The 26,225-nt window shown below is 59.7% G+C and carries 28 protein-coding genes; 21 read left to right on the top strand and 7 right to left on the bottom strand.

Annotated elements, in window-relative coordinates; all coding sequences use genetic code 11:
* Positions 1-7 precede the first annotated feature (7 nt).
* On the bottom strand, positions 8-964 hold the full coding sequence (locus tag G7090_RS13415; RefSeq protein WP_106993254.1) for an AraC family transcriptional regulator: 957 nt from the start codon (positions 962-964) through the stop codon (positions 8-10).
* 115 nt (positions 965-1,079) lie between these two features.
* Here G7090_RS13415 and G7090_RS13410 point away from each other — a divergent pair, with 115 nt between their 5' ends.
* A complete protein-coding gene (locus G7090_RS13410) occupies positions 1,080-2,276 on the top strand; it encodes an MFS transporter (RefSeq protein ID WP_106993253.1) in 1,197 nt (398 codons plus the stop codon).
* 84 nt (positions 2,277-2,360) lie between these two features.
* On the opposite strand, the gene hpaX is transcribed toward G7090_RS13410, so the two are convergent.
* Complete coding sequence (gene hpaX, locus G7090_RS13405) at positions 2,361-3,743, bottom strand: 4-hydroxyphenylacetate permease (protein WP_166182753.1); 1,383 nt, start codon at positions 3,741-3,743, stop codon at positions 2,361-2,363.
* A 277-nt stretch (positions 3,744-4,020) separates the two neighbouring features.
* Here hpaX and G7090_RS13400 point away from each other — a divergent pair, with 277 nt between their 5' ends.
* The 18 genes from G7090_RS13400 to G7090_RS13315 all read left to right on the top strand — a co-directional run bounded on the left by G7090_RS13400 (position 4,021) and on the right by G7090_RS13315 (position 18,934).
* Positions 4,021-4,485 carry a MarR family winged helix-turn-helix transcriptional regulator gene (locus tag G7090_RS13400; protein WP_166182752.1) on the top strand — a complete coding sequence of 155 codons (465 nt, stop codon included), beginning with the start codon at positions 4,021-4,023 and terminating at the stop codon, positions 4,483-4,485.
* Positions 4,486-4,819: 334 nt separating this feature from the next.
* Complete coding sequence (locus tag G7090_RS13395) at positions 4,820-5,890, top strand: amidase (protein WP_166185336.1); 1,071 nt, start codon at positions 4,820-4,822, stop codon at positions 5,888-5,890.
* 160 nt (positions 5,891-6,050) lie between these two features.
* Positions 6,051-7,178, top strand: a complete 1,128-nt coding sequence (locus tag G7090_RS13390) for an acyl-CoA dehydrogenase family protein (RefSeq protein ID WP_166182751.1) — start codon at positions 6,051-6,053, stop codon at positions 7,176-7,178.
* Between the two features lie 21 nt (positions 7,179-7,199).
* Positions 7,200-7,556: an IacB protein gene (locus G7090_RS13385; protein WP_106993248.1), complete on the top strand. Its 357-nt coding sequence runs from the start codon at positions 7,200-7,202 to the stop codon at positions 7,554-7,556.
* Between the two features lie 11 nt (positions 7,557-7,567).
* A complete protein-coding gene (locus G7090_RS13380; RefSeq protein WP_166182750.1) occupies positions 7,568-8,080 on the top strand; it encodes a nuclear transport factor 2 family protein in 513 nt (170 codons plus the stop codon).
* A 28-nt stretch (positions 8,081-8,108) separates the two neighbouring features.
* Positions 8,109-9,419 (top strand): Rieske 2Fe-2S domain-containing protein, encoded by a 1,311-nt coding sequence (locus G7090_RS13375; protein WP_166182749.1) that lies wholly within the window; start codon positions 8,109-8,111, stop codon positions 9,417-9,419.
* Positions 9,419-9,898, top strand: coding sequence for an aromatic-ring-hydroxylating dioxygenase subunit beta (locus G7090_RS13370; RefSeq protein WP_166185332.1), 480 nt, complete (start codon positions 9,419-9,421; stop codon positions 9,896-9,898). The genes G7090_RS13375 and G7090_RS13370 overlap by 1 nt, the downstream gene beginning before the upstream one ends.
* Positions 9,899-9,908: 10 nt before the next feature.
* A complete protein-coding gene (locus tag G7090_RS13365) occupies positions 9,909-10,649 on the top strand; it encodes an SDR family NAD(P)-dependent oxidoreductase (protein WP_166182748.1) in 741 nt (246 codons plus the stop codon).
* Between the two features lie 9 nt (positions 10,650-10,658).
* The gene (locus G7090_RS13360; protein ID WP_166182747.1) at positions 10,659-11,591 is read left to right on the top strand and encodes a PDR/VanB family oxidoreductase; all 933 of its coding nucleotides are present in this window, start codon (positions 10,659-10,661) and stop codon (positions 11,589-11,591) included.
* Positions 11,592-11,600: 9 nt separating this feature from the next.
* Positions 11,601-12,095 carry a flavin reductase gene (locus tag G7090_RS13355; protein WP_166182746.1) on the top strand — a complete coding sequence of 165 codons (495 nt, stop codon included), beginning with the start codon at positions 11,601-11,603 and terminating at the stop codon, positions 12,093-12,095.
* Positions 12,096-12,119: 24 nt separating this feature from the next.
* On the top strand, positions 12,120-13,445 hold the full coding sequence (locus tag G7090_RS13350; protein WP_242685323.1) for an MFS transporter: 1,326 nt from the start codon (positions 12,120-12,122) through the stop codon (positions 13,443-13,445).
* Complete coding sequence (locus tag G7090_RS13345) at positions 13,442-14,128, top strand: 3-oxoacid CoA-transferase subunit A (protein ID WP_166182745.1); 687 nt, start codon at positions 13,442-13,444, stop codon at positions 14,126-14,128. Before G7090_RS13350 ends, G7090_RS13345 begins: the two co-directional genes overlap by 4 nt.
* 9 nt (positions 14,129-14,137) lie before the next feature.
* Positions 14,138-14,800, top strand: coding sequence for a 3-oxoacid CoA-transferase subunit B (locus tag G7090_RS13340; RefSeq protein WP_166182744.1), 663 nt, complete (start codon positions 14,138-14,140; stop codon positions 14,798-14,800).
* Entirely contained in the window at positions 14,801-15,568 is a 768-nt protein-coding gene (gene pcaD / locus G7090_RS13335; RefSeq protein WP_166182743.1) for a 3-oxoadipate enol-lactonase, read from the top strand. It begins immediately after the preceding gene.
* Positions 15,565-16,677: a muconate/chloromuconate family cycloisomerase gene (locus G7090_RS13330; protein WP_166182742.1), complete on the top strand. Its 1,113-nt coding sequence runs from the start codon at positions 15,565-15,567 to the stop codon at positions 16,675-16,677. The genes pcaD and G7090_RS13330 overlap by 4 nt, the downstream gene beginning before the upstream one ends.
* A gap of 15 nt (positions 16,678-16,692) precedes the next feature.
* On the top strand, positions 16,693-16,983 hold the full coding sequence (gene catC, locus G7090_RS13325) for a muconolactone Delta-isomerase (protein WP_166182741.1): 291 nt from the start codon (positions 16,693-16,695) through the stop codon (positions 16,981-16,983).
* A gap of 36 nt (positions 16,984-17,019) precedes the next feature.
* Positions 17,020-17,946 carry a catechol 1,2-dioxygenase gene (gene catA, locus G7090_RS13320; RefSeq protein ID WP_166182740.1) on the top strand — a complete coding sequence of 309 codons (927 nt, stop codon included), beginning with the start codon at positions 17,020-17,022 and terminating at the stop codon, positions 17,944-17,946.
* Positions 17,947-18,193: 247 nt separating this feature from the next.
* Complete coding sequence (locus G7090_RS13315) at positions 18,194-18,934, top strand: hypothetical protein (RefSeq protein WP_166182739.1); 741 nt, start codon at positions 18,194-18,196, stop codon at positions 18,932-18,934.
* 293 nt (positions 18,935-19,227) lie between these two features.
* Here the strand turns inward: G7090_RS13315 and G7090_RS13310 are convergent, their stop codons facing one another.
* Positions 19,228-19,683 (bottom strand): hypothetical protein, encoded by a 456-nt coding sequence (locus tag G7090_RS13310; RefSeq protein ID WP_166182738.1) that lies wholly within the window; start codon positions 19,681-19,683, stop codon positions 19,228-19,230.
* A 411-nt stretch (positions 19,684-20,094) separates the two neighbouring features.
* On the opposite strand from G7090_RS13310, the gene G7090_RS13305 reads away from it, so the two are divergent.
* Positions 20,095-20,496, top strand: coding sequence for a DUF4440 domain-containing protein (locus G7090_RS13305; protein ID WP_106993231.1), 402 nt, complete (start codon positions 20,095-20,097; stop codon positions 20,494-20,496).
* Between the two features lie 9 nt (positions 20,497-20,505).
* Here G7090_RS13305 and G7090_RS13300 read toward each other — a convergent pair whose 3' ends face one another.
* The 3 genes from G7090_RS13300 to G7090_RS13290 form a co-directional block, all read right to left on the bottom strand.
* Positions 20,506-21,195: an RES family NAD+ phosphorylase gene (locus G7090_RS13300; RefSeq protein WP_166182737.1), complete on the bottom strand. Its 690-nt coding sequence runs from the start codon at positions 21,193-21,195 to the stop codon at positions 20,506-20,508.
* The gene (locus G7090_RS13295; RefSeq protein WP_166182736.1) at positions 21,192-21,599 is read right to left on the bottom strand and encodes an MbcA/ParS/Xre antitoxin family protein; all 408 of its coding nucleotides are present in this window, start codon (positions 21,597-21,599) and stop codon (positions 21,192-21,194) included. The genes G7090_RS13300 and G7090_RS13295 overlap by 4 nt, the downstream gene beginning before the upstream one ends.
* Positions 21,600-21,703: 104 nt before the next feature.
* Entirely contained in the window at positions 21,704-23,977 is a 2,274-nt protein-coding gene (locus G7090_RS13290) for an FdhF/YdeP family oxidoreductase (RefSeq protein WP_166182735.1), read from the bottom strand.
* Between the two features lie 322 nt (positions 23,978-24,299).
* On the opposite strand from G7090_RS13290, the gene G7090_RS13285 reads away from it, so the two are divergent.
* A complete protein-coding gene (locus tag G7090_RS13285) occupies positions 24,300-25,685 on the top strand; it encodes a cytosine permease (RefSeq protein ID WP_166185326.1) in 1,386 nt (461 codons plus the stop codon).
* A 41-nt stretch (positions 25,686-25,726) separates the two neighbouring features.
* Here the strand turns inward: G7090_RS13285 and G7090_RS13280 are convergent, their stop codons facing one another.
* Positions 25,727-26,122 carry a rhodanese-like domain-containing protein gene (locus G7090_RS13280; RefSeq protein WP_207630072.1) on the bottom strand — a complete coding sequence of 132 codons (396 nt, stop codon included), beginning with the start codon at positions 26,120-26,122 and terminating at the stop codon, positions 25,727-25,729.
* Positions 26,123-26,225 lie beyond the last annotated feature (103 nt).

Below are 26,225 nucleotides of genomic sequence, written 5' to 3'. Positions count from 1 at the left end.
TACCCGGTCAGATCTCCTGTGGGATCTGACTGGCTTCGCGTAACGCCCCTGGCGACTGGCCGACAATTCGCTTAAACGCCCGGCTAAAGGCGGCCAGCGACCCGTAGCCCAGCCGCAATGCCACGGTTTCAATCGCCTGATTCTCCTGACTGATATACTGGATCGCCAGCCGCATCCGCAGCTCGGTCAGGTATTTCGCCGGGGTAGTGCCGGTGGCGGTGAGAAACCGCTCGGCAAACACCGACCGCGACGTTCCCGCCTGTTTTGCCAGTTCCGCCACGCTCCAGTTGACCCCCGGCTGCTGGTGCATGGCGTAGATCGCCCGGCTGAGGCGCGGATCGCGTAGCACCTGGATCCAACCGGTGGCTTTCCCGCATCCGGATTCGACCCAGCCGCGGACAATCAGCGCTGCCACCACGTCCGCCAGCCGGGCGAGGATCCCGGCAAAGCCTACCTGGCGCGCCATCGACTCGCGCTCCATCGCCTCCAGCAGGGGATGGATCTCCGGCCACGTAGTCATCAGGCGACTGACCATCATCACTTCCGGCATCGCTTTGATCAGCGGCTGCATCCCACCGAGATCGAAATCCATACATCCGCTGAATATCACTACATTATCGCTGTCCGGGCAGGGCTCGCAATGGATGTCGCATACCGTGTTGCAGATGGGCTCGCTGGGAAAGGCCGACACCGGCGTCACCGTCGCGTCATCCCCGGAGAGCAGGGCGTGGGCATCACCGTTGGGGATAAACACCGCATCGCCGCTGTTCAGCGCGAACCGCGCCCCGCTGTGCATCTGCAGAACCGCCGGGCCGCGGCTGATAAAGTGAAATTGTGCTTTGCCCGGCGCATAACCAAAGGCCACGCCAAAGGGCGTGCTGGCTTCAATCCGACGGTATTTCACCCCTGACAGGCGCATGCCGCGCAGCAATTCACTGATCAAATCAGGCGACTGGATGGTCATTTCTCTATTCCCGGACGATTAATCAATAAGTGGAGATTATATGTCATAGATCGTCCACGGTGAACTGCCTATGCTTTGCGACATACATCACATTTTTATAACCGGAGAGTAACAGATGCATTCATCCATCGTCGCAAACGAGGCCAGTGCCCCGGCCAGACCCGCCTGGCGCGCGGTCTGGTCGTTGGGGCTGGGGGTATTCGGTCTGATCATCGCCGAGTTTCTGCCTGCCAGCCTGCTGACGCCAATGGCGGCCAGTCTGGGGGTCAGCGAAGGGGTGGCGGGGCAATCCGTTACCGCCACCGCGCTGGTAGCGCTGGTCACCGGTCTGCTGATTACTCCCGCCACCAAAAGCATCGACCGCCGCTGGGTGCTGATGTTCTTCTCGGTACTGCAGATTATCTCCAGCCTGATGGTGGCCTTCGCGCCCTCGCTGCATGTCCTGCTGATGGGACGCTTGCTGCTGGGGGTGGCGATCGGCGGCTTCTGGGCGATGTCCACCGCCACCGCGATGCGCCTGGTGCCTGCCAGCGACGTGCCGAAAGCGCTGGCCATTATCTTCTCCGGGGTGTCGATCGCTACCGTGGTAGCCGCGCCACTGGGCAGCTATCTCGGAAGTCTGATCGGCTGGCGCAACGTGTTTCTCCTCTGCGTGGTGCCAAGCCTGCTGGCGCTGCTGTGGCAGCTGTGGGTGTTGCCCTCCATGCGTCCGGAGAATAGCGCCAGCCTGAGCACTTTGATGCGGGTCCTGCGTCGTCCGGGGATGATGGGCGGCCTGCTGGCGACCATCCTGATCTTCAGCGGCCATTTCGCCTTCTTTACCTACCTGCGACCGTTCCTCGAGACGGTAGGGCAGGCGAGCGTTGAAACGATTTCGCTGATCCTGCTCGGCTTTGGCGTGGCGAACTTTGTCGGTACTTCGATTGCCGGACATCTGCTGGCGCGCAACCTGCGCCTGACCCTGGCGCTGGTGCCGTTCGCGATGGGGATCCTGGCCTGGCTGATGGTGGCGTTTGGACATCTGGCGCTGGTGGACGGTCTGCTGGTGAGCCTGTGGGGCTTCGCCTTCGGCCTGGTGCCGGTGGGCTGGTCAACCTGGCTGGCAACTACCGTTACCGACGAGGCCGAGAGCGCAGGTGGCCTGATGGTCGCCTCGATTCAGCTGGCGATCAGCGCCGGTGCGGCAGGCGGCGGGGCGGTATTCGATCTCAACGGGGCGAGCGGCGTATTTACTGCCAGCGGCGTGCTGCTGGTAGCGGCGATGGTAATGGTGTTTGCCGGGGTAAGGGTGAAACCGGTGGCAGCGGAGTAAGTTTGCATGCCCGGCGGTGCTGCGCTTGCCGGGCCTACAAAAACCGTAGGCCGGGTAAGGCGTAGCCGCCACCCGGCAGTGTCACTATTGTTGCGCTACTTTCTTCATTGGAATCAACGAAATCACCAACGCACCCAGCACCAGGAACCCGGCCACCATAAAGATCCCGGCGTTGAAGTTGCCGGTGACATCCTTCATCCAGCCCATCAGCAGCGGCCCCAGCGCGGCGCCGGTCATCCCGGTGGCGTTGATCACCGCGATCCCCAACGCCCGTGCGCGGAGTGAAATAGCGCGGTCCGGCGTCGTCCAGAAGATCACCATCGCGGCAAAGGCACCCGACGAGGCCATTACAATCCCGGTGAACTGCAGCATCGGATCGCTGCTGGTGGCGGTCAGGATCCAGCCTGCGGCGGCAAACAGATACGGCAGCAGGGTGTGGACTTTACGCTCGTTGTGCTTGTCGGAACGCTTACTCCACCAGACCATCGCCACGATAGTGCAGACCTGCGGGATGGCACTCAGGATCCCGATGGTCACGTTGCTGCTCTCCTGGCTGATGCTGCGCAGGATCAGCGGTGTCCAGACGCTGAGGGCGCTCAGGGTGTTGGTCAGGCAGAAGTAGGCGAGGGTATAAAGCATGATCGTTGGGGTGAACAGCTCCCGGAACATGCTGCGTTGCGTTGGCACCAGCGCGGCCTTTTCCCGCTGCTGGGCGCTCAGCGCATTGACGCGATCCGCCTCCAGCATCTCTTTCAGGCAGGCCTTGTCATCGCTGGTGAGCCAGCGGGCTTTATCCGGGCTGTCGTCCAGCCAGAACCAGACCACAAAGCCCAGGATCACCGACGGGAAGCCTTCCAGCAGGAACAGCCACTGCCAGCCTTTCAGGTTCATCACTCCATCGAGGTTGAGAATATACCCGGAGGCCACCGAGCCCAGCGCCATCGTCACCGGCATGGCAATCATAAACAGGGCATTGGCGCGGGCGCGGTAGTGCGCCGGGAACCAGAAGGTTAAATAGAGCAGCAGGCCCGGCAGGAAGCCAGCTTCGGCGATCCCCACCAGCATACGCAGCACATACAGGCTACCAGGGCCGGTGGCGAACATGGTGGCGGTGGACGCAATCCCCCAGACCACCATCAGAATGGCGATCCAGCGTCGGGCACCCACGATACTCAGCATCACGTTGCTGGGGATCCCGCAGATGACGTACATCACGTAAAACAGGGTTGTCGCCAGGCCGAACATGGTGCTGGTTAGCCCCAGATCGTTGCCCATCGTCAGCCCGGCAAAGCCGATGTTGATGCGATCCAGATACGAAAAGACGAACAGAATGAACAAAAAAGTGATGAGTCTGCGGAATAACTTTTTAATCACCCGCTGTTGACGCGGATCGAGCGTGGCGTCAGCAGGGGAAGGTGGAGCCAGCACGTCAGTGCGTGTCTGTTCCAGCGATGGACTCTCATTCATGAAAAGCTCCACATGGCGGTTATTGGTATTGTTGTGTCGTGCAACCTGAACACGTCGCTAACGTATAGGAAATCGCACATATAAACGTCAATGTTATGTTTGAAAAATGATACGCAATTGTTAATCTCGTAGCGTTTTCGAATCATATTGCGATATCGATCGGCTTTCGTGGCGCGCAGGTAATAACAGAAGGCATTGCCGGGCGTGAAGAGGCTATAGCGGGCGGACAATAGCGGGTATAATTGCCGCCATTGCATCACTGCCGGAACCTCATTGCATGAGTCAAACCAACACATCGTCAGACACCGGGGCCGCTTTTCATCGCGAAGAGTTCCCGTTCTACTGGATCGTTAATGTCTATGCGCGCTACACGCAAGTTATGGAAATCACGTTAAAAAAGGTGCAGCTCGATGTTTCCCGCTTTCGGGTGCTGATGATTACCGAACAGTACGGTAAAGCCAGCATCTCGCAGATCTCCGAATATGCGATGACCAAAATGCCTACCGTCACCAAAATTGTCGGTCGCCTGCGTGATGACGGCCTGGTGACTACCGCCAGCAGTGTGCAGGATGCCAGAGTCACCGAGGTAATGCTCACCGAGACCGGACGTGAAAAAGTGGCTGAAGCCCACCGCCTGGCCAGCAAGGTTTTTGAGAAGGGTTTTAAGGGCATGACCGCCGCCCAGATGGAAAAAATGAACCTTTCACTGTCGAAGGTGCTCGATAACCTGAACGAGCTTTGAAGTCGCCGCAGAGAGAATTGCGGTTTTGTGACAGCCTTAAAAATTCCAGATAACCCATATTAAAACAATGACTTAAATAAGAGTCGCGCTACGTCCTGGTGCGGCTCTTTTTTCATTTCCGCGCAGTTTTTATTGTTATTTATCATCGTCATAACCCTCCCTCTCGCAAGTGTTATAAAAATGTTTCCATGTTATTTTTGCGTAAAATTAACGTGAAAAATTACTTGAATATTCATCTAAATCTTCCATGATTGACCTGAGTTCAGGTAGGTCGAATCGCAGCGAAGACTGCCCGGCCGAATATGATTCGTTTTTTCTGGTTGAGGTGTGAATGATGCAGCCCGTTACTGAGAGCAATGGTTACGTAGAACGGTTTACCCTCGGCGAAGGCGATCTCTGCTTCGCGGTGAAAGACACCCTCGACATCGCCGGTTTCCCGACCCGTGCCGGCTGCCCGGCGCTGGCGACCAGCCCGGCGGCAAAGCAGCATGCGGAGGTGGTGAAAACCCTGCTCGGACAGGGCTGCGTCCTGACCGGAAAAACGACCCTGCACGAACTGGCGTTTGGCGTCACCGGGATTAACCCCTGGAGCGGCACGCCGGTTAACCCCGAATTTCCTGACCTGATCCCCGGCGGCTCCTCCAGCGGCTCTGCTGCGGTGGTCGCCTCCGGTGAGGTGGATTTCGCCCTCGGCACCGACACCGGTGGTTCGGTGCGAATGCCCGCCGCCTGCTGCGGCATCCTCGGCTTAAAACCGACTTACGGCCGCCTTAGCCGGGTAGGGGTGATGCCCGCTCACAGCTCGCTGGACTGCGTGGGCATCTTCGCCCGCGATGCCGATGTCCTGCGCCAGGTGCTGACCCGGCTGGCTATTCCGGTCGGCGCACCGCTGACAACCCTGCCTGCCATCGGCTTTATCCCGACCGCCACCCGCGACATTGACGCGCTGCTGCTGAATGGTCTGGCGCAGTGGGGCCTGCGCCCACAGCAGGTTGATCTCTCCCTGCTGGGCGATGCTCATCGTGCCGGGCTGACCCTCATCAGCCACGAAAACTGGCAGGCCTTTAGCCCGTTACTGAGCGATGACCGGGTCTCCGCCGACGTGGCAATCCGCATCCGCGCCGGGGAAAGCATTGATGCCGAGGCCCTGAATACCGCAGAGCACATCCGCCAGACGTTTACCGCCCAGGTCGATGCTCAAATGAAGACGACCCCATTGCTGGCGCTGGCAACCCTGCCGGAACTGCCCCCGACCCTGGAAGAGGCGAAAGATCCGCTGAGCGTGGTCAACCTGACCCGCCTGGTACGTCCGTTCAATCTCAGCGGCCACCCGGCGCTGACCCTGCCGATGGGTGAACTTGATGGCCGTCCGGTAGCCCTGCAGCTGATCGCCGCCAAAGGCTAGGAGGGCCTGCTGGTGCAGGCCGCCGAATGGCTGGCTGAACGACGACGCCGCTAACCATCCCGTTTTACCGAACACCGTTCCAACAATAACTCAGTGAGTACCACTCATTGCGGCAGCGCTCGTCTCTCTGCGGGCCGCACACTCTTTTCGGGAGGAAGCTATGTCAGCCGTTCATGTTCGTGAGGAGCTCGTTCCACTGCTGAATGACGTTGCGGCCCGCAGCGCCGATTTTGAGCAACAGCGTCATATCTCTGACGACATCATCGCCCGGTTTAAGCAGGTCGGCGTCTACCGCGCGCTGGTCCCCAAAATCTACGGCGGCGAGGAGTGCTCCCCGGCGCAGTTCTGCGAGCTGATCGAGCAGATCGCCACCGCCGATGGCTCCGCGGGCTGGGTTGCCAGCTTCGGCATGAGCCCGTTTTATCTCGGCGCGCTGCCGCCGGACACCCTGAAAGCGCTCTACCGCGACGGCCCGGATGTGGTCTTCGCCGGGGGCATCTTCCCGCCGCAGAAAGCGGTGCTGGCCGACGGCGGCTACCGCGTCACCGGCCGCTGGGGTTTTGCCAGCGGCAGCATGGGCGCGTCGGTATTTGGCGTCGGCATCCTGCCGGAGAGCGGCGAAGCTCTGCCGCGGATGGCGGTCCTGCCGCGCGACAGCGTGCAGATTGACCCGGTGTGGAACACCGTCGGGCTGGCCGGAACCGGCAGCCACGATCTGGTGGTTAACGATGCCTTTGTGCCCCGGGAGTGGACCTTCGTGCGCGGCGGCGCCCTGAACCTCGACGGGGCGCTCTATCGCTATCCGGTGCTCTCCCTTGCCACCCAGGTGCTGTCGGTGGTGGCCCTCGGCGTGGCCCGCGCCGCCCTGAATGAAATCTATGCCATTGCCCATCGTCAGCAGTCGGTGACCGGCGCCCCGCGGCTGGCGGATCGTCCCCAGGCGCAGATGCAGATTGCCCGCTGTGAAGCGGATCTGCGCTCCGCCCGGGCCTGGTTCTACGACGCCATCGACGATGTCTGGCAGGACATTCTTGCCGGGAACGAGCCTGACTGTGAGCAGATCAACGCCCTGCGGCTGTCGTCCACCCACGTCACCCGCGTGGCCGCCGAGGTCACCCGTCAGGCGCTGGCGCTGAACGGCATGGGCGGCATCACCATGAAAAGCCCGCTGCAACGCTACGTGCGCGACACCATGGTGATCACCCAGCACGCCTTTATGGGCGACCTCTCTTATCTCAACGCCGGTACGGTCTATTTCGGTGGCCAGCCTCTGCCGGGTTATTTGTAATTTTGACCAAAGGAGCAACAGATGAACCAGACAACAACCTTACGCGTGCTGTTTTGCATCGGCGTAAACCAGAACTTCTTTGATGCCAGCCCGGCAGAAGCCAAACAGGTGTGGGGCGCGTTCGGCGTGATGATGAAAGGCATCGACGAAACCCAGGGCATCCGGGTGATCGGCAACATGGATGACGACCGTCTGATGGTCGGCCCGTCCACCGCCTCGCCGTGGACCACCTACGTGCTGGCGGATGCCGACAACCTCGACAGCGTGGTGGCCGCCTGCAACCTGTTCCGCACCACCCCGGTGGGCGACGGGGAGAGCAAGCTGTGGAAGTACTGCAAGATCGAAGCCCGCGTCGGGCGCGAACTGATTATTCAGTAACGGAGCCCATCATGAGCCCACAGGATGCGCTGCGTTTACAGCAGCTGGAAGATCAGCAGGCAGCCCGGGTCTGTATCAGCAACTACATGCGGCTGTGCGATCGGCTGGAGAGCATGGAGACGGTGCAGGCCATCGGGGCGCTGTTCAGCGCAGACGCCTGCTGGGAAGGAGTGGGTGAGCCCTACGCCACCCGGCTGGGCAGACATCAGGGACGTGCGGCGATTGAGGCGATGATGGCGGGCTACGTCCGCCACCCGGCGCACTTTGCCCTGAACGCCCATTTTCTCTGTTCCGAAGCGCTGTATCAGGATGCCGACGGGGAGCTGCACGGCCGCTGGCTGATGCTGCAAACCTCCGCCTTTACTGCGGGCGGCGCGCACCTGAACGCGGCTGAGCTGCAGATTATTTTCCGTCGCGAGGCGGGGGAGATGACCATCCACCATTTCGCCACCCGCAACCTGTTCAGCAGGCCGGTAAGCCACTGGCAGGCGGCGGATGCGCTCCCGGTACCTGACAACAAGTAGAACCCCGACGACGAGCAGGAGAGAGATTATGCAGTGTGACCACATCATCAATGTCAAAAATATCGATACCAACGCGACAGTCCCAGGCCGGGAAGAGATTGCGGCCCTGGTCAAACATGACCGCGTCCACACCTCGCTCTATACCTCAGACGAGCTATTCCAGCTGGAACTGGACCGTATTTTCACCAGGACCTGGGTCTGGGTGGCCCACGTCAGCGAGATCCCCGAGACCGGCAGCTTCAAAACCACCGAGATCGGCACCCAGCCGGTGATCGTGGTCCGCGACCGCAAAGGCACCATTCACACCCTGCTGAACCGCTGCCGCCACCGCGCGGCCACCGTCTGCGAACACCGCACCGGCAAAACCAACAGCTTCGTCTGCCCGTATCACGGCTGGGGTTACGCCCTCGACGGTAGCCTGCGCGGCGTGCCGCACCCGGAAAGCTATGCCGATCAGCTGGAGAAAAACGAGCTGGGGCTAGTCTCCCTGCGTACCGAGCAGTATGCCGGCATGGTTTTCGCCACCTTTAACGAGCAGATCGAACCCCTGGAGGATTTCCTCGGCGCGGCGAAGAAGTGGATGGATCTGTTTATGAAGCAGGGGGCGGGCTACCCGATCAAGACTGGGCCTGCACACCGCTTCCGCTTCCCCGGCAACTGGAAAATCCAGCTGGAGAACACCACCGACGGCTACCACTTCCCGGTGGTCCACCGCTCCTTCCTGAGCTCGGTCGATAAGCAGACCGAAGAGATGCTGAACTTCGTCGACGGCAGCGGCTATGTCGAAGATCTCGGCAACGGCCACAGCGTGATGGTGATGATCCCCGAGCTGGTGGATCTGGAGGCCAACCTTGATGCGCCCATCCCGGAACGCTTTGTCGAGCTGGCGGACGAACTGCGCAAAGAGCATGACGAAGAGCAGGTGCGCCGCATCGTCCGTGCGGTGGGCGGCTCCGGCTTCAACCTCAACCTGTTCCCGAATATCGCCTGCTCGATGGCCTTCTTCCGCGTCCTGCAGCCCATCTCGGTGATGGAAACCGAAATCCACCACGCGGTGATCACCATGGACGGCGGGCCGGAGATAGCCAACCAGGCGCGTCTGCGTCTGCACGAACACTTCCAGGGCCCGATGGGCTTTGGCACCCCGGATGACTCCGAAGCCTGGGAGCGCGTCCAGCGCGGGGCTACCGCGGGGGATGACCTGTGGATCATGCTCAACCGCGGCCTGGCCGGGGAGTATCGCACCGATGACGGCCTGCGCAGCGACGTCAGCGCCGAAACCGGGATGCGTGCGGCCTACCAGCAGTGGAAAAAATTGATGACGGAGAGCGAAAAATGATGACCCCGGATTCTGTGCTGTTTGCGGCGATGTCCGTAATCAACCTCGAGGGCGATCTGCTGGACCAGGGCGAGTTCAACGCCTGGCTGGATCTGTGGCAGCACGACGGCCTGTACGTGGTGCCCATTGACCCGAACGAGAAGGATTTTAAAAACACCCTCAACTACGCCTGCGACGATCACCACATGCGCGAGCGCCGGGTGAAGCGTCTCTACAGCGGGGAGTCGATCTCCACCACCCCGCGGGCCAGAACGCTGCGCACCCTGTCGCGCTTCCGCCTGCTGGCGTCCAGCGAGGAGCTGATCGTGGTGCGCGGGGCGCAATCCCTGTGGGAGCACCGCAAAGGCCACAGTCGTCACTACGCGGCGGACATCACCTGGCACCTTAAGCCCCAGGACGGCAGGTTGCTGATTACCCAGAAGGTGATCCGCCTGGTCAACAGCGACGATGTGCTGCACAGCATCGGCTACATCCTCTGAGGAGCCGTCCATGACGCAAACCGTATTAGTGACCGGCGCGGCCGCCGGTCTGGGCAACGCGATTGCCGCTCATCTGCTGAAGCAGGGTTACCAGGTGGTGCTGACCGATGTCGATCTGGCTCGCGCCCGGGAGGCCGCGGATCGTCTCGATGACGGTCAGGGCCGGGTGCTGGCGCTGGGGCTGGATATCTGCCAGCCGCAGGATTTCGCCAAGGCGCTGGATGCCACTCTTGAGCGCTTCGGCAGCCTGCAGGTGTTGGTCAACAACGCCGCGCTGACCCTCGCCACGCCGGTGATGGAGATTGCCGTCGAGGAGTTCGACCGGGTGATCGCCACCAACCTGCGCGGCACCTTTGTCGGCTGCCAGACCCTGGGGCGCTACTTCGCCACCCGCGGCTACGGTCGCATCATCAACCTCGCCTCGCTGGCCGGGCAGAACGGCGGCACCGCCTCCGGGGCGCACTACGCGGCCTCGAAGGGCGGCATTTTAACCCTGACCAAAATCTTTGCCCGGGAGCTGAGCAAATCCGGCGTGACGGTCAACGCCATCGCCCCGGGGCCGCTGGATCTGCCGATGGTTCACGCCCTGGTGCCGGAAGAGAAGATGCCCGGCCTGCTGCAGATGATCCCGGTGGGTCAGCTAGGTGAAGCTGAGTTTGTCGCCCAGGCCGTGGCCCTGCTGGCATCCGAGCAAGCGTCGTTTGTCACCGGGGCGACCTGGGACATCAACGGCGGCCTGTTTATGCGTTAAGGAGTCAACATGCTGACATTACAGGTGATCGGGCGGGAGTTGCAGGGCGAGGTGGTCCTGCTGACCCTGGCGCATGCTGACGGGATCGACCTCCCACCCTTCAGCGCCGGGGCGCATATCGATCTGCATCTGGCAGAGGACCTGGTGCGACCGTACTCCCTGTGCGGCGACCCTAAAAATCGCCAGCACTACCAGCTCGGCATTCTGAAAGACCAAAAGTCGCAGGGGGGCTCCCTGGCCGCCCATGCCCTCAACGTTGGAGATCGGATCCAGGTCAGCGACCCGCGCAACCTGTTTGCACTGGATGCATCAGCCGGTCACAGCCTGCTGATTGGCGGCGGGATTGGCATCACCCCGATGCTGGCGATGGCTGCCGAGCTTCACGCTGCCGGGCGATCTTTCAGCCTGCACTACTGCACCCGCTCGCGCGACGGGGCGGCCTTTATTTCCCAGCTGGAGCAGGCGCCTTATGCCGACCGGGTTCAGCTGCACTTCAGCGACACCCAGCGCCTGAACCTGGCGGCGGTGCTGACCGACGTTCCGGCCAACACCCACGTCTACACCTGCGGTCCGGTTCGGCTGATGGATGCCGTTACTGAACAGGCCGCGGCCCTGGGGTACCGCCCGGAGCAGGTGCATCTGGAGTGTTTCAGCGCCGAAGTCGAAACCGGCGGCGCGGCCTTTGAAGTGTTTGCCGCCTCCAGCGGCATCACCGTGCAGGTGCTGGAGAACCAGACCATCGTCGAGGCGCTGGCGCTTGCCGGGCTGAAGGTGTGCGTCTCCTGCAAACAGGGGATCTGCGGCAGCTGCCTGACCGACGTGCTGGAGGGCGAGCCGGACCATCGCGACAGCTACCTGACCGACGAAGAGAAAGCCGACGGCGACCAGATTTTGTTGTGTTGTTCCCGGGCGAAAAGCGCCCGTTTAGTCATCGATCTGTGAGGAAACTTTATGACACTGCAAACCGAATTTCGTAATGCCATGGCGCAGCTGGGGAGTGCGGTCTCTGTGATCACCACCGACGGCCCGGCGGGCAAGTTTGGCTTTACCGCCTCCGCCGTGTGCAGCGTCACGGACACGCCGCCGACGCTGCTGGTCTGCATGAACCGCAACTCCTTCGCCAACGAGCACTTCAAGCGGAACGGCGCCCTGTGCGTCAACGTGCTCTCCAGCGACCACCAGCATCTCTCCGGGATCTTCGCCAACGCCAGCCTGCGCTCCGAGGAACGCTTTGGCTATGACTTCTGGCAGGTGCTGGCCAGCGGTGCGCCGGTGCTCAGCTCGGCTGTCGCCAGCTTCGACTGCCTGATCGACACCTGTCATGAAGTGGGTAGCCACACCGTCTTCTACTGCCAGGTGCAGGCGATCCGCATCAGCGAAGCGCCGCGCGGGCTGGTTTACTTCAACCGTCGCTACCATGCCGTCGGGCATGACCTGGAAGCGTAACACCCACAATAAAAGGTAACGCGGATGAGCAATGTCGTGACTCAAACCACCGCCGCTCCGGCTGCGGTGACGCAGGATGCCGGACAGCTGCGCAAGCTGGTGATCGCCTCGGTGCTGGGCAATGCCCTGGAATGGTATGACTTCTTCCTCTACGGCACCGCCGCGGCGCTGGTCTTCGGCCCGCTGTTCTTCCCGGTGGGCGGCGACCCGATGCAGGGCACGCTGCTGGCCTTCTCCGGCTTTGCGGTAGGCTTCCTCGCCCGTCCGCTGGGCGGGATCGTCTTCGGCCATATCGGGGATCGCTACAGCCGCAAGATGACCCTGATCATGACCCTGACCCTGATGGGGGCCACCACCTTTATTATCGGCTTGCTGCCGACTTATGCGCAGATTGGCATCTGGGCGCCGATCTCCCTCATCACCCTGCGCTTTTTACAGGGGGTGGCCTCCGGTGGGGAGTGGGGCGGTGGGGTGCTGATGCTGAGCGAAAACGCCCCGGCATCGCGACGGGGCTACTTTACCGCCTGGAGCCAGATGGGGGTCTCCGGTGGGTTTGTGCTGTCGGCCTTCGCCTTTTACCTGGTGCAGAAGCTGCCGGAAGAGGAGCTGATGAGCTGGGGCTGGCGCGTGCCCTTCCTGCTCAGCATCCTGATCTTCCTGGTCGGGGTCTATATCCGCAAAAACATCCGCGAGAGCAAGGCCTTCACTCAGGCAAAACCCGAGGCGAAGCACGAGAAGATCCCGCTAATGGTGCTGATCCGCGAACACCCGAAGGCGCTGCTGCAGGCCATCGCCCTGCGCCTGCCGGAGAACGGGGCCTCCTATATCTTCTTCACCTTCTCGGTGGTCTACGCCAGACACATCGGTATCGGCACCGGGGAGATCATCAGCGCCGTGACCCTGGCGATGCTGGTGGAGTTCTTCTCGATCCTGTTCTGGGGCGCGCTCTCGGATCGCATCGGCCTGAAGCCGGTCTACTACATCGGCGTCATCGGCCTGCTGGTGATGGCCTTCCCGTTTTTCTGGCTGCTCTCCACCGGGGACTACGGCTGGATCATGCTGGCGATGCTGCTGGGTCTGCCGTTCTGCCACGGGGCGATGATCGGCACTCAGCCCTGCATCATGAGCGACCTGTTCCCGGTGCGCGTGCGCTACTCCGGCCTGGCGCTGGGGCATGAGGTGGGCTCGATCTTCTCCGGCGGTCTGGGACCGATGCTGGCGGTGGCTCTGCTGATGTACTTCGACGCCTCCTGGCCGGTCTCCCTGCTGCTGATGGCTTATGCGCTGCTGGCGTGGATCGCCCTGCGCAGCCTGCCGTCGACAACGAAAAATAACGAGGTAAGCAAATGATTGATAAACGGATTGCCGCTACCGATGGTGCCGTGGCGGACATTTTCGACGGCGCGGTGGTGATGGTGGGCGGATTTGGCGCGGCCGGACAGCCCGCCGAGCTGCTGGATGCCCTGATCCGCCGCCAGCCGCGGGATCTGACCCTGATCAGCAACAACGCCGGGAACGGTGACTATGGTCTGGCGGCGCTGCTGAAAGCCGGTTGCGTGAAAAAAGTGATCTGCTCCTTCCCGCGCCAGACCGACTCGTGGGTGTTTGACGACCTCTATCGCCGCGGCGAAGTCGAGCTGGAGCTGGTTCCGCAGGGCAACCTCGCGGCACGTATTCAGGCGGGCGGCTCCGGGCTGGGGGCGATCTTCACCCCCACCGGGTTCGGCACCGAGCTGGCGGCGGGGAAAGAGACCCGCCACATCGACGGCAAAGATTACGTCCTGGAGTACCCGCTGAAAGCCGATTTCGCCCTGATCAAAGCCCTGAAGGCCGACCGCTGGGGCAACCTGGTGTATGACAAAACCGGGCGCAACTTCGGGCCGATCATGGCCGCCGCCGCCAGCTGCACCATTGCCCAGGTGAGCGAAATCGTCGCCCTCGGCGAGCTGGATCCGGAAGCGGTGGTCACCCCGGGCATTTTTGTGCAACGCGTGGTGACGGTTGCGCCCGCTCAGCTGCCGCAGACGGCATAAGGAGATCCCGTGAATAAACTGACCCATCAACAGCTGGCCGAACGCATCGCCCGGGACATCCCGGAAGGGGCCTACATGAACCTCGGCATCGGCCTGCCGACCCGGATTGCCAACTACCTCCCGGCGGATCGCGAGATCTTCCTCCACAGCGAAAACGGCATTCTCGGTATGGGGCCTGCGCCTGCGCCCGGCTGTGAAGATCCGGAGCTGATTAACGCCGGCAAGCAGCCGGTGACGCTGCTCGACGGCGGCTGCTATTTCCATCACGGCGACTCCTTCACCATGATGCGCGGCGGCCACCTCGATATCTGCGTGCTGGGGGCTTATCAGGTCTCCGAGCGCGGCGATCTCGCGAACTGGAGCACCGGCGAACCCTCTTCCATTCCGGCGGTCGGCGGGGCGATGGACCTGGCGATTGGCGCGAAGCGCGTCTATGTGATGACCGAACATCTGACCCGTCAGGGGGAGTGCAAGATCGTCAAAACCTGCACCTACCCGCTGACCGGGATGGCCTGCATCGACCGGATCTACACCGACATGGCGGTGATGGATATCACTGCGCAGGGCATCGTGGTGCGCGAACTGTTTGGCGACGTGACGGCGGAATATCTCCAGTCCGTCACCCCGGTGGCGCTGACCTTTGCCCTCAACGCCGAAACCGAGGAGGCGTGAATGGATCTCGAATATCGCCTCGATGGCCCGGAAGAGGCCCCGGTGCTGGTGCTCTCGAACTCGCTGGGCACCACCTGGCAGATGTGGCAGCCGCAGATGGCTGACTTCACTCAACACTTCCGCGTGCTGCGCTACAACACCCGCGGCCACGGTCGCTCTCCGGTGTCGGAAGGGGGTATCACTCTCGATTCGCTGGGGCAGGACGTGATCGCTCTGCTGGATCATCTGGATATTGAGCGCGCCTACTTCTGCGGCATCTCCCTCGGCGGGATGACCGGGATGTGGCTCAACCGCCACGCCCCGTCGCGCTTTCCGCGCCTCGTGGTGGCCAACACCGCAGCGAAGATCGGCGAGGCCAGAGGCTGGTTGCAGCGCGCCGCCACCGTGCGCCAGCAGGGGATGGCCCCGGTGGCCAGCACCGCGGCGGATCGCTGGTTTACCCCGGCCTTCCGCAAGCAGAACCCTGGCATGGTCCAGCTGCTGATCGACGATCTCGCCGACACCCCGACTGAAGGCTATGCCGCCTGCTGCGAAGCGCTGGCCGCGGCGGATCTGCGCGCTGAGGTGGCCGCCATGCTGCGCCCGATGCGGGTGATTGCCGGGGAAGAAGATCCGATCACCAACCTGCAGGAGGCGGAATGGCTCGCCGCCCAGGCGAAGCAGACCGAATACGTCGCCTTACCTGCCTCACACCTGTCGAACGTCGCCTGCCCATCCGGGTTTAACCAGCACGTGATCACCTTTTTAACCGCAGGAGCTGCGACATGAGTATCACCATTGAATCCCTGGCCTGCTGGCTGGTGGATATCCCGACTATTCGCCCGCACAAGCTGTCGATGGCAACCATGGGCTGCCAGACGCTGACCATCGTCCGCATGGAATGTGCCAACGGCATCACCGGATGGGGCGAAGCCACCACCATCGGCGGCCTGAGCTACGGTGCCGAAAGTCCGGAGGGGATCCAATCCGCCATTGAAACCTATCTGGCCCCGCTGCTGTGCGGCCAGTCATTCCACGGTGTGGCCGACCTGGCGGAGAAGATGAACGCCAGCGTGAAGGGCAACACCTTCGCTAAATCCGCCCTCGAAACCGCGTTTCTCGATGCCCAGGGCAAAGCACTGGGGCTGCCGGTCAGCTCGCTGCTGGGCGGGGCGCTTACCACGCGCCTGCCGGTGCTGTGGACTCTGGCGAGCGGCGACACGCAAAAAGACATCGAAGAGGGCAAACGCCTGCTGGCGGAAGGGCGGCACAACACCTTCAAACTGAAAATCGGTGCCCGCGGGCTGGATGTGGACGTTCGTCACGCCCTGGCGCTCAAAGCCGCGCTCGGGGATGAGGTCAGCATCCGCGTGGACGTCAACCAGGCATGGGATCTGACCACCGCCATCAAAGGAATGACCCGGCTGCAGGAGGGCGGGATCGACCTGGTGGAACAGCCGATCCCGCTGTGGGATCGGCAAGGGCTCATCACCCTCAGCCAGCGTTTTGCGGTGCCGATTCTGGCCGACGAAGCGGTGGCCACCAGCCATGACGGCTACGCCCTCGCGAGCGGCGGCTTTACCGGCGTGTACGCCCTGAAGATCGCCAAAGCGGGCGGCCCGGCGCAGGCCCTGAAGCTGGCGCACGTGGCGCAGGCGGCAGGCGTGGCGCTGTATGGCGGCACCATGCTGGAAGGCACGCTCGGCACCGTGGCCTCGCTGCACGCCTGGTCGACGGTAAAAATGCAGTGGGGCACCGAGATGTTCGGCCCGCTGCTGCTGAAGGATGACATCGTGGTCCGTCCGCTGGACTTCAGCCAGGGCGAGGTGACGTTACCGCCGGGGCCAGGACTGGGCGTCGACATCGACGAAGACAAGCTGCGTCATTACGCACGTTAAGAAAAGGAAAACGCGATGCTTTTTAAAGTGGAAATGACGGTCAACATCCCTTCCTCGCTGCCGTCGGCAGAGGTTGACGCGATCAAAGCGAAAGAGAAAGCCTACTCCCAGCGTTTACAGCGCGAAGGCAAGTGGCCGCACATCTGGCGCGTGGTCGGACAGTACGCCAACGTCAGCATTTTTGACGTGGCGGACAACCAGGAGCTGCACGACATCCTGACCGCGCTGCCGCTCTACCCGTGGATGGAGATCAGCGTGCAGCCCCTGTGCATGCATCCGTCCTCTATTCATCACGAACAGAAATAACAACAACAATCCATACTCTACAATGAGGAAGAAGCAATGACCGTGAATCCTGTACATCAAACTGAACTGGAATCCTTACTGGCGATCAGCAGCGGCTTAAATGCCACTGGCGGCAACGATCGACTGAAAAACATCATGCACCAGCTGCTGAGCGACCTGTGCAAGACCATTAAGCAGTTCGACGTGACTGACGAAGAGTTCTGGGTGGCGGTGAACTATCTCAACGAACTGGGCGGCCGCCAGGAAGCGGCGCTGCTGGCCGCCGGGCTGGGGCTGGAGCACTATCTGGATATGCGTGCCGATGAGAAAGAAGCCGCATCCGGCAACGACTTGGGCACCCCGCGCACCATCGAAGGGCCGCTGTACGTGGCCAACGCGCCGTTGAGCGAGGGTTTCGCCCGCATGGACGATGGTCAGGAGCAGGCTGAAACCATGTGGCTGCAGGGCCAGGTAACGGATCTGCAAGGTAAGCCGGTGGCCGGCGCGATCGTGGATATCTGGCACGCTAACACCCTCGGCGGCTACTCCTTCTTCGACCAGTCCCAGAGCGAATACAACCTGCGCCGCCGCGTCCGTACTGGTGACGATGGTCGCTATGCCGTGCGCAGCATCGTGCCGTGCGGCTACGGCTGCCCGCCGGATGGCCCGACTCAGAAGCTGCTGACCGCGTTGGGGCGTCATGGTAATCGTCCGGCGCACGTGCACTTTTTTGTGTCGGCCCCGGGGTACAAACACCTGACCACTCAGATCAACCTGAACGGGGATGAGTATCTGTGGGATGACTTTGCGTTTGCGACAAGGGCGGAACTGATTGCGGATCCGGTGAAGATTACGGACAGTGCCGTAGCTAAACAGCGGGATCTTGAGGGGGAGCATACAGAGGTGAACTTTAGTTTTACGCTGGTGGAGGCGAATGAAGGCGGGGAAGAGCAGAGAGGGAAGCGGGCACGGGTGATGGAGTGATTTCTAAGGTTTGAGGGCCGGGGCCGGAATGTGGCCCTGGTGTTTTGTTTTATGGAGGGATCACGTTTAAGGCTGGGTATAGAGAGGCCTCGCTTGAATGACTGTAAAGTGCCAGGAGCGGACGTGACTAACATCGTGGCACAAGAATAAATTGTAAGGAGTTCACTTTCTCAACCAGGACTTAAGTTCTATTACGTCATGCCGATAATGAAATTAATTTCAACATCGGTAGCTAAGGAAATAAACATTGAGGGATTTATCAAAATATACAAAATCTTTGGATTTGGCTAAGTACTATGTATATGCCTTTTATGACAAGGAGGATGAGTTCAAGAAGCCTTTTTACATTGGAAAGGGGAAGTCCGATCGCTGTCTTGACCATATCAAACGTCCTGATGAATCTCCGAAATCTGAGCGGATCAAAGAGCTTTTAGAAAGAAAAAACTTGGGTATCGATATTCTTCGCCATGGAATGGATGAATCAACGGCCAAACTTGTTGAGGCAACATGTATCGATCTCTTAGGTGTGGGAGAACTTACTAATAAAGTTCGAGGAAGTAGCTCTCTTATGGGACGCATCACGCTTGATGAACTCCAGCACTTGCTACTCAAAGAAGAAACCGAAATCGCATGTGAACATGCCGGGCTCGCCTTTCTTTTAAACAGTACATACAAGTCTGGTATGAGCGCATTGGAGCTATATGAGTCCACTCGCGGCATTTGGGCAAATATCCCTAAAGACGAGAGACTTAAATTTGCTTACGCAACTTATGGCGGGCTTGTCATGGAGGTCTATGAAATACAGTGCTGGGTGAAGGCTGGCTCTCAACAATACTTTACGCGTGATTTAAACATTACTATGGATACCAATCGCTCCGAGTTTGTTGGCCGAATTGCAGCTAAAGAAGTTAGAGACTTGTATGTGGGTAAATTAATCAAAAAAACACGCAGTCACGGAAGTCCATTTGTAAAAGTTGGGATTGTCTAAGATTTTTTTACAGATTTTAACTGACTCATCACCATGAGTCAGTTGATCTTTACCATAAAGGTAGCATCTACTTTCAAGGTCCAACGCGCGAAGAACTGAGAGTTAAGGGCTGAGTCTGAAGACGTTGAACAGAATGGTCAATGTGTGCTCCTCGCTCTTAACAGACATCCATTTGTTCTTAACTTGTAAATACGGGGGCATGGCGTTAATTGAACCGTATAATAACTAAAAACCCGGTCTTTTTTGACCGGGTTATCTCTTATGTAAAAGCGTTAATCAACTGTCAGCAACACTTAGTGCGCCGTAATATACGGCTCCTTCACGAACTCCGCCAACAGCCACACCATATCATGCAGCAAACCCGTCAATTCCTTCGCCACGCTCGGCGGCAGCGTGCCTGCCAGCAGCGCCTGCGTTAACGCCAGCGCATAGTCAACCTGTAACGCCGTTTCCTGCCAGCACTCCGGTACGCAGGAGGTGAACTTTTCCCCAACGATCAGCTGTGCGACCAGGTACGGTGGCAGATCGGCATCGCAGAGTTCTCTCAGCTGGCGCAGGCCATGCAGCAGACGCTCACAGAGCGCAGTGAATGCAGCTGCGTCATCAGTTTCAACCAGCACGCTCACCAGCGCGGCGCAGTGTTCGGCGGCCTCAAACAGATCCGCATCAGCCGGAAGGGGCAAGGCAATCAGTTGTTGAATAACGCTTTCGTCAGATGGGGTATAAGACAGATTAAAGAGAGTTGTCATGTCGTGTTCCTTTTTAAAAAATCTCCTCACCATCCATGAGTTCCTACGCTCATGAGTGGTAGCGCTGACGGAGGTAGGAATGCCGTACACGACAAAAACGGCCAGCCTTGCGGCTGCTCCGCCAGCGCCACCGTGATTTTAACGGGATGAGCGCTGTCGCGACAAAAAATATTGTCGTGTCGTGAAAGTACGGGTTCCTACGCCCGATTGCGGATGTGCCGCAACGCCGTCACTCTACGACGCCGATCCTCTGAAAAAAAGAGGTAATCCCGAATTACATAACCTTGCTTGAGGCTTTGCGAGGAGCTTTCCAGAAACGGCAATGCCGGGGCGCTTCGTTTGCCTGGCCTACAAAGTTGGCGATCCAGTGATACAGTGAATACAGGCAACCACGCACCAGGAGAAAAGCATATGAACGAACACCCGCTTCGCCAGATCATTAAGGCGTGTGACAGGGCGATCTCAGCCAAAGATTTCGATTCGCTGATGGAGTACTACGCTGAAGACGCCGTGCTGGTGGTGAAGCCCGGGACGATCGTCAGAGGCAAAAACAATATCCGCAGCGCGTTTATTTCTATCTCGGACTATTTTCAGGATCAGCTCATCGTCAAACAGGGCGAAATGGAGATTATCGAAGGCGGCGGCGATGCGCTGGTGATCATGGAAACACAGCTTTTTTACCCCGATGAACTGGGGGGAACCGCTGAGATAACACGTCGCGCAACCTATGTCTTCCGCCTGGAAAACGACCGCTGGCTCTGCACCATCGACAACTCTTACGGCACTTCGCTGTTAGATGGCGAGAATGCCTGAAAGTTGTGATCAGGTGGGGGTGACCAGCCCGATGCTGACCATGCCTTTATTCCAGATAATCTGATGCAGGGAGGTCTGAATGATGCTGGTGATAGTTTTCGGCGTTAACAGCGCCCAGCAGATACCGTCCCGGTGACGAACCGAGCGGTACGTTACGCCGGTTTCACCCGCCACACGCAGGCTGGCGCCCAGCTGTTGCGGTTCGTGGTAGTCAGTAGGGTGATACCAGGGATGGGTATCCGGCAGGCCGGTGATATCGACAAATGACGAACTGCTCAGCTCTGTTTCCAGGCAGCGATATTCGAAGCGCTCGAACTTCAGTTCAGGCACGTTCCGCCAGTAGCGCTGACAGTGGTAAACAACTTCGGCCAGCGCCGTTTCCTGGCTGTCCCCGAGGTAATACACACCAAAATCGCCATTCGAAAAGCGGCTGCCGTCGGGGTTGATATGGGTAAAGGCCGCCATTGCATAATGTGCGCCTCGGATCCCTAGCACCCACTCTTCACGCGGCAGCAGATCCAGATTCCCCACCTCCTGCGACAGGCGCGGGTTGGTTAGTTTCTGGATGTCGTAGAGAACGTCAAACTCCTCCGGGGTGGCAACGTCCTCAAACACGTAAATGGCCGGGTACTTGGTATGCAGCAGGCGATAGCCTTTGAAGGGGATTAGCGCTGTTCTGGGGATCTCAGGATGGATCATCCGGCCAGGCCTCCGCGCAGGACATCAACACGCCGGGCGACTTCATGCAGATTGCCGAACTCGCCATCCTCAATCAGGGATAACGGCGTTGCCCCATTAAAGTAAGCATTGTGGTTCTCCATGGTCATAAACCCGTAGACGTTCTCGGGGTTACTGAACACGATGCGCAGCGCCGAGTGCATATTCAGCAGGTAGCTGATCCGGGTTAGCTGATCGTGACTTAACGAGGCCGTCTTCGTATCGTTATGCCGGTACTTGTAGAGCGCCGCTCTGGAGAGTTGCAGTATGTTCTGCTGCTGCTCTGTGGTGCAGCCCCATTTTTCCAGAATGTTCATCGCAGCTCTGATGGCGATCAGATCGCGATCGCCGCGGGATTCAGAGGCAGGGTTCAGGTGCTTCGTCATAGGATGCCCCTCAGCTCAGATTGATTAATGTAGTCTTAGCATGAACTAAATATAGCAATCTGTCTACGTGAAGACACCTTTACCTGATTCCTGGTCACTCTGCTTTATAACGCCCGGATCTCCTTAGAGCGCAGGGTGATATGCACCGGCACCGATTTATACGACGGCGTGCCGCTCTCTTTATCGAGATAATGTAGCGGCACCAGCACGTTAGCCTCGGGGTAGTAAGCGGCCACCGTGCCGGGGGCGATGCTGTAGGCCACCAGGGTAATGTCGTTGAGGCGCTGCTGGCTGTCGGGCAGGGCGGTGGTGATATCCACCCGATCGCCATGCTCCAGCCCGAGCTGATGCATATCGGCTTCGTTCATAAACAGCACGTCGCGGCGGCCAAACACCCCGCGATAGCGGTCATCGAGGGCGTAGATGGTGGTGTTGTACTGGTCGTGACTGCGCAGGGTGACCAGACGCAGCACATTCTCACCTTCACCGGGGAGATTCTCCTCAACGCCGTCAAACAGGGAGAACATCGCTTTGCCGGTGGGCGTCGGCCAGATGCGCTCGGTGGGTGGCAGCGGCATGCGGAATCCGCCAGCAATTCGGATGCGCGCGTTGAAGTTCTCAAAGCCGGGCAGGGTCTGTTCGATCCGGTCGCGGATACGGTCGTAGTCGGCCACCAGCTCCAGCCAGTCGGTGTTGCTGTTCGTCAGAGTGGCGTGGGCGATCCCGGCGACAATGGCTGGCTCCGAGCGCAGCAACGGCGAGGCAGGTTTCAGCTTACCGCTGGAGGCATGCACCATCGACATTGAATCTTCCACGGTAATCGACTGCTGGCCGCTGCGCTGCATGTCCAGCTCGGTGCGCCCGAGACAGGGCAGGAGCCAGGTCTCTTTACCAACCAGCAGGTGGGTGCGGTTCAGCTTGGTGGCGACATGCACGCTGAGATCCAGCGCTTTCAGCGCCGGGAAGGCTTTGTCGTGATCGGGCATCGCTACGGCAAAATTACCCCCGAGGCACAGCAGCGCTTTGGCCTCGCCGTCGATCATCGCCTGAGCGGCCTGCACCGCGTCGTGGCCGTGGGCGGTGGGTGGCGTAAAGCCAAACACCGTGCCCAGCCGGTCGAGGAAGGCGGCGGTCGGTTTTTCGGTGATCCCCACCGTGCGGTTGCCCTGCACGTTGGAGTGGCCGCGCAACGGGCAGATGCCCGCCCCGGGCTTGCCGATATTGCCGCGCAGCAACAGCAGGTCGGCAATCAGGCGCACGTTGGCGGTGCCCTTGTTATGCTGGGTGATCCCCATGCCGTAGGTGATGATAGTGGCGCGGGATTTGGCGTAGATCTGCGCCACGTTCTCCAGATCGGCGCGGCGGAGCCCGGACTCCCGTTCAATGGCCTCCCACGATGTCGCGGCGATGTCGGCGGCAAATTCTGCGAACCCTTGAGTCTGGGTAGCGATAAAGTCGTGATCCAGCGCATCCAGCACCAGCAGATGTTTTGCAATCCCTTTTAACGCGGCGGCGTCGCCCCCGGCTTTCACCTGATAGTAGGTCGAGGCGATATCGGTGGCGCTGTACGTCGCCATCTCCCTGACGCTTTGCGGATCGGCAAAACGCTCTAACGCGGTTTCGCGCAGCGGGTTAAAAACGATAATCGGCACCCCCCGGCGGGCAAGCTCGTGCAGGGTGCCCATCATCCGCGGGTGGTTGGTGCCTGGGTTGTGGCCGATGGAGATCACCAGTTCGGTGTGGTCAAAATCCTCCAGCGAGACGGTGCCTTTACCAATCCCGATGGAGCGGGGCAGGCCGACGCTGGTGGCCTGATGGCACATGTTGGAGCAGTCCGGGAAATTATTGGTGCCCAGTTCGCGGGCAAACAGCTGATACAGGAACGCGGCTTCGTTCGAGGCGCGCCCGGAGGTGTAAAATTCAACCTGATTAGGTGCCAGGGCGCGCAGCACCTCCCCGATACGGGCGAAGGCCTCGTCCCATTCTACCGGGCGAAAGGTATCGCTCTGCGGATCGTATTTCATGGGATGGGTCAGACGGCCATAGCCCTCCAGCTCAAAATCACTTTTCTCCCACAGGGCGCTGACGGTGTGCTCTGCGAAAAACGCCGGGGTGACGCGCTTCGTGGTCGCCTCCCAGGTCACCGCCTTGGCACCGTTCTCGCAAAACTGGAAGGTGGATTTGTGTTCTTTGTCTGGCCAGGCGCAGCCCGGGCAGTCAAAGCCGTCGGGCTGGTTGGTGCGCAGCAGGGTGGCAGGAGCGTCAAAAGCATCCATCTGCGTGCGCACGGCAATCGCCGTGGCCTTTAAGGCTCCCCAGCCGCCCGCCGGACCGGCGTAATGGTGAATGCCCGGAACGGCACGTCGTTTATGATTCATCTTTACTCCTGCATGTTCTCAGCGTTTTGCTATCCCAATAACGCACCTGATTCTCTCAGTATCAGCCAGATTATCGCGTCTGACGGTTTTTCTCTGCTACAGATAATTTTCAAATTAATTACAAATTATTCACAGTTCAGTTCACAAAAATATCTTCCGGGTAATGTGAAGCAAGATTATTGGTTGTATATACATGTTCTGTCATGTGACGGGCGGGTCAGCGCAAGCGGGATGTTTGGCTGCCAGTAATCAGGCACTCAGAGAGGAAATTATGTCGTCTTTATCGTCTTCAGAAGAGCAGTCAAACAAAAACGGGACGCGGTTGTCGGAAACGCGATCCATCGATTACATCCCGGATGATGAACGCCACGGCCACCCCTTCAGTCAGTTTACGCTGTGGTTTGGTGGCAACCTGCAGATCACCGCTATTGTGACCGGCGCGCTGGCGGTGGTGCTGGGCGGCGATGTGGTGTGGTCGATCGTGGGCCTGCTGGTGGGGCAGGTGCTTGGGGCGACGGTGATGTCGTTCCATGCCCTACAGGGGCCGCGTCTGGGTCTGCCACAGATGATCATCAGCCGCGCCCAGTTTGGCGTGCTGGGTGCGGTGATCCCGCTGGTGCTGGTCTGCGTGATGTACGTCGGTTTCTCTGCCAGCGGCACAGTGCTGGCCGGACAGGCGATGGCGAAACTGCTGTCGGTGTCGAACGTGGCGGGCATGATCCTGTTCAGCGCGATCATTATCGTGATTGCAGTGCTGGGTTATCGCGTGATCCACAAGCTCGGCAAAGTGGCGAGCGTGGTGGGCGTACTGGCATTTGTGTATCTGTTTATCGCCCTGCTAATGTCCAGCGATCTGGGGGCGATTGCGCAGAACAACCACTTCTCGATGCCGATGTTCCTGCTGGCGGTGTCGCTCTCCTCTTCATGGCAGATCGCGTTTTGCCCCTACGTGTCGGACTACTCACGTTATCTGCCGCGCGACGTCTCCGGGGTGAAAACCTTCTTCTCAGTCTTCAGTGGCACGGTACTGGGCACTCAGGCGTCGATGACCCTCGGGGTGATCACCGCGGCGATTGCTGGTAGCGCTTTCAAGGGGCATGAGGTGAGCTATATCGTCGGGCTGGGCAAAAGCGAAGCGATGGCGATGGTGATCTACTTTGCGATCTGCTTCGGCAAAATTACCTTTACCACCCTCAACGCCTACGGCAGCTTTATGTCGCTGACCACTATCGTGTCGGGGTTCCGCAACCAGACCACGCTGAGCCAGAGAAGTCGGGTGATCTTTGTGGTGCTGATGGTGGCCATCTCCTGCGTGATTGCGTTGCTCAGTGAGCCCGCATTCCTGAAACACTTCACCCATTTCCTGCTGTTCCTGCTGGCGTTCTTCGTGCCGTGGAGCGCCATTAGTCTGACCGACTACTTTATTATTTCCCATAAAGCCGTCGATATTCCGGCGCTGTTCGATCCGCGTAAACGCTACGGCTACTGGAATTTGTTCGGTATCAGCGTCTATGCCGTTGGCGTGCTGATCCAGCTGCCGTTCATTGAGAACCCGCTCTACCACGGTTCGCTGACCTGGATTTTTGCCGGGAATGATGTGTCGTGGATCATCGGCTGGTTCTGTACGGCGGGGCTGTACTATGCCTTACGACGTTTTGATCGCCGGGTATTGCCGGAGCAGACTATCTACCCGGCATCGGGCAGGTAAGGGGAGAGATGCCGACCCTGAATGCAGGGTCGGCGTCGGTATTATCCGGCGTTAAAGGCAAAACCTTCGTCGGCCCAACCGGTCATGCCACCAATCATAATTTTCACCGGACGACCCAGTTGCGCCAGCTTCAGCGCTGCGCGATCGGCACCGTTGCAGTGCGGTCCGGCGCAATAGACAACGAACAGGGTCTCGGGTGGCCACTCCGCCATTCTGTGGGCTGTAATATCGCGATGGCGCAGATGCACCGCCCCCGGAATATGACGGCGAGCAAACGCCTCCGGGCTGCCCACCACATGCAGCAACACAAAATCGATATCGCCCTCTTTGAATGCGGTATGGACGTCGTCGCAATCCGTTTCCACACTCAGCCGTTGTAAAAAATGGTTCGCCGCGTTTTTTGCTGTCGCAGCAGGATAATCAGTCACATAGCTCATCGTTTCCTCCAGGTTTGAGGCTTTACTCTACGGCGGTAGCGCAGTTTTGACAGCTGGCAGAAATGCCATATACCATCAGGATCATGACAAAAATACCCTGAGT

The sequence above is a fragment of the Leclercia sp. 29361 genome (assembly GCF_011290365.1).
GTDB lineage: Bacteria > Pseudomonadota > Gammaproteobacteria > Enterobacterales > Enterobacteriaceae > Enterobacter > Enterobacter tamurae.
Note: the sequence above shows the minus strand (reverse complement) of the source record. Positions and strands in the feature narration are given on the sequence as shown.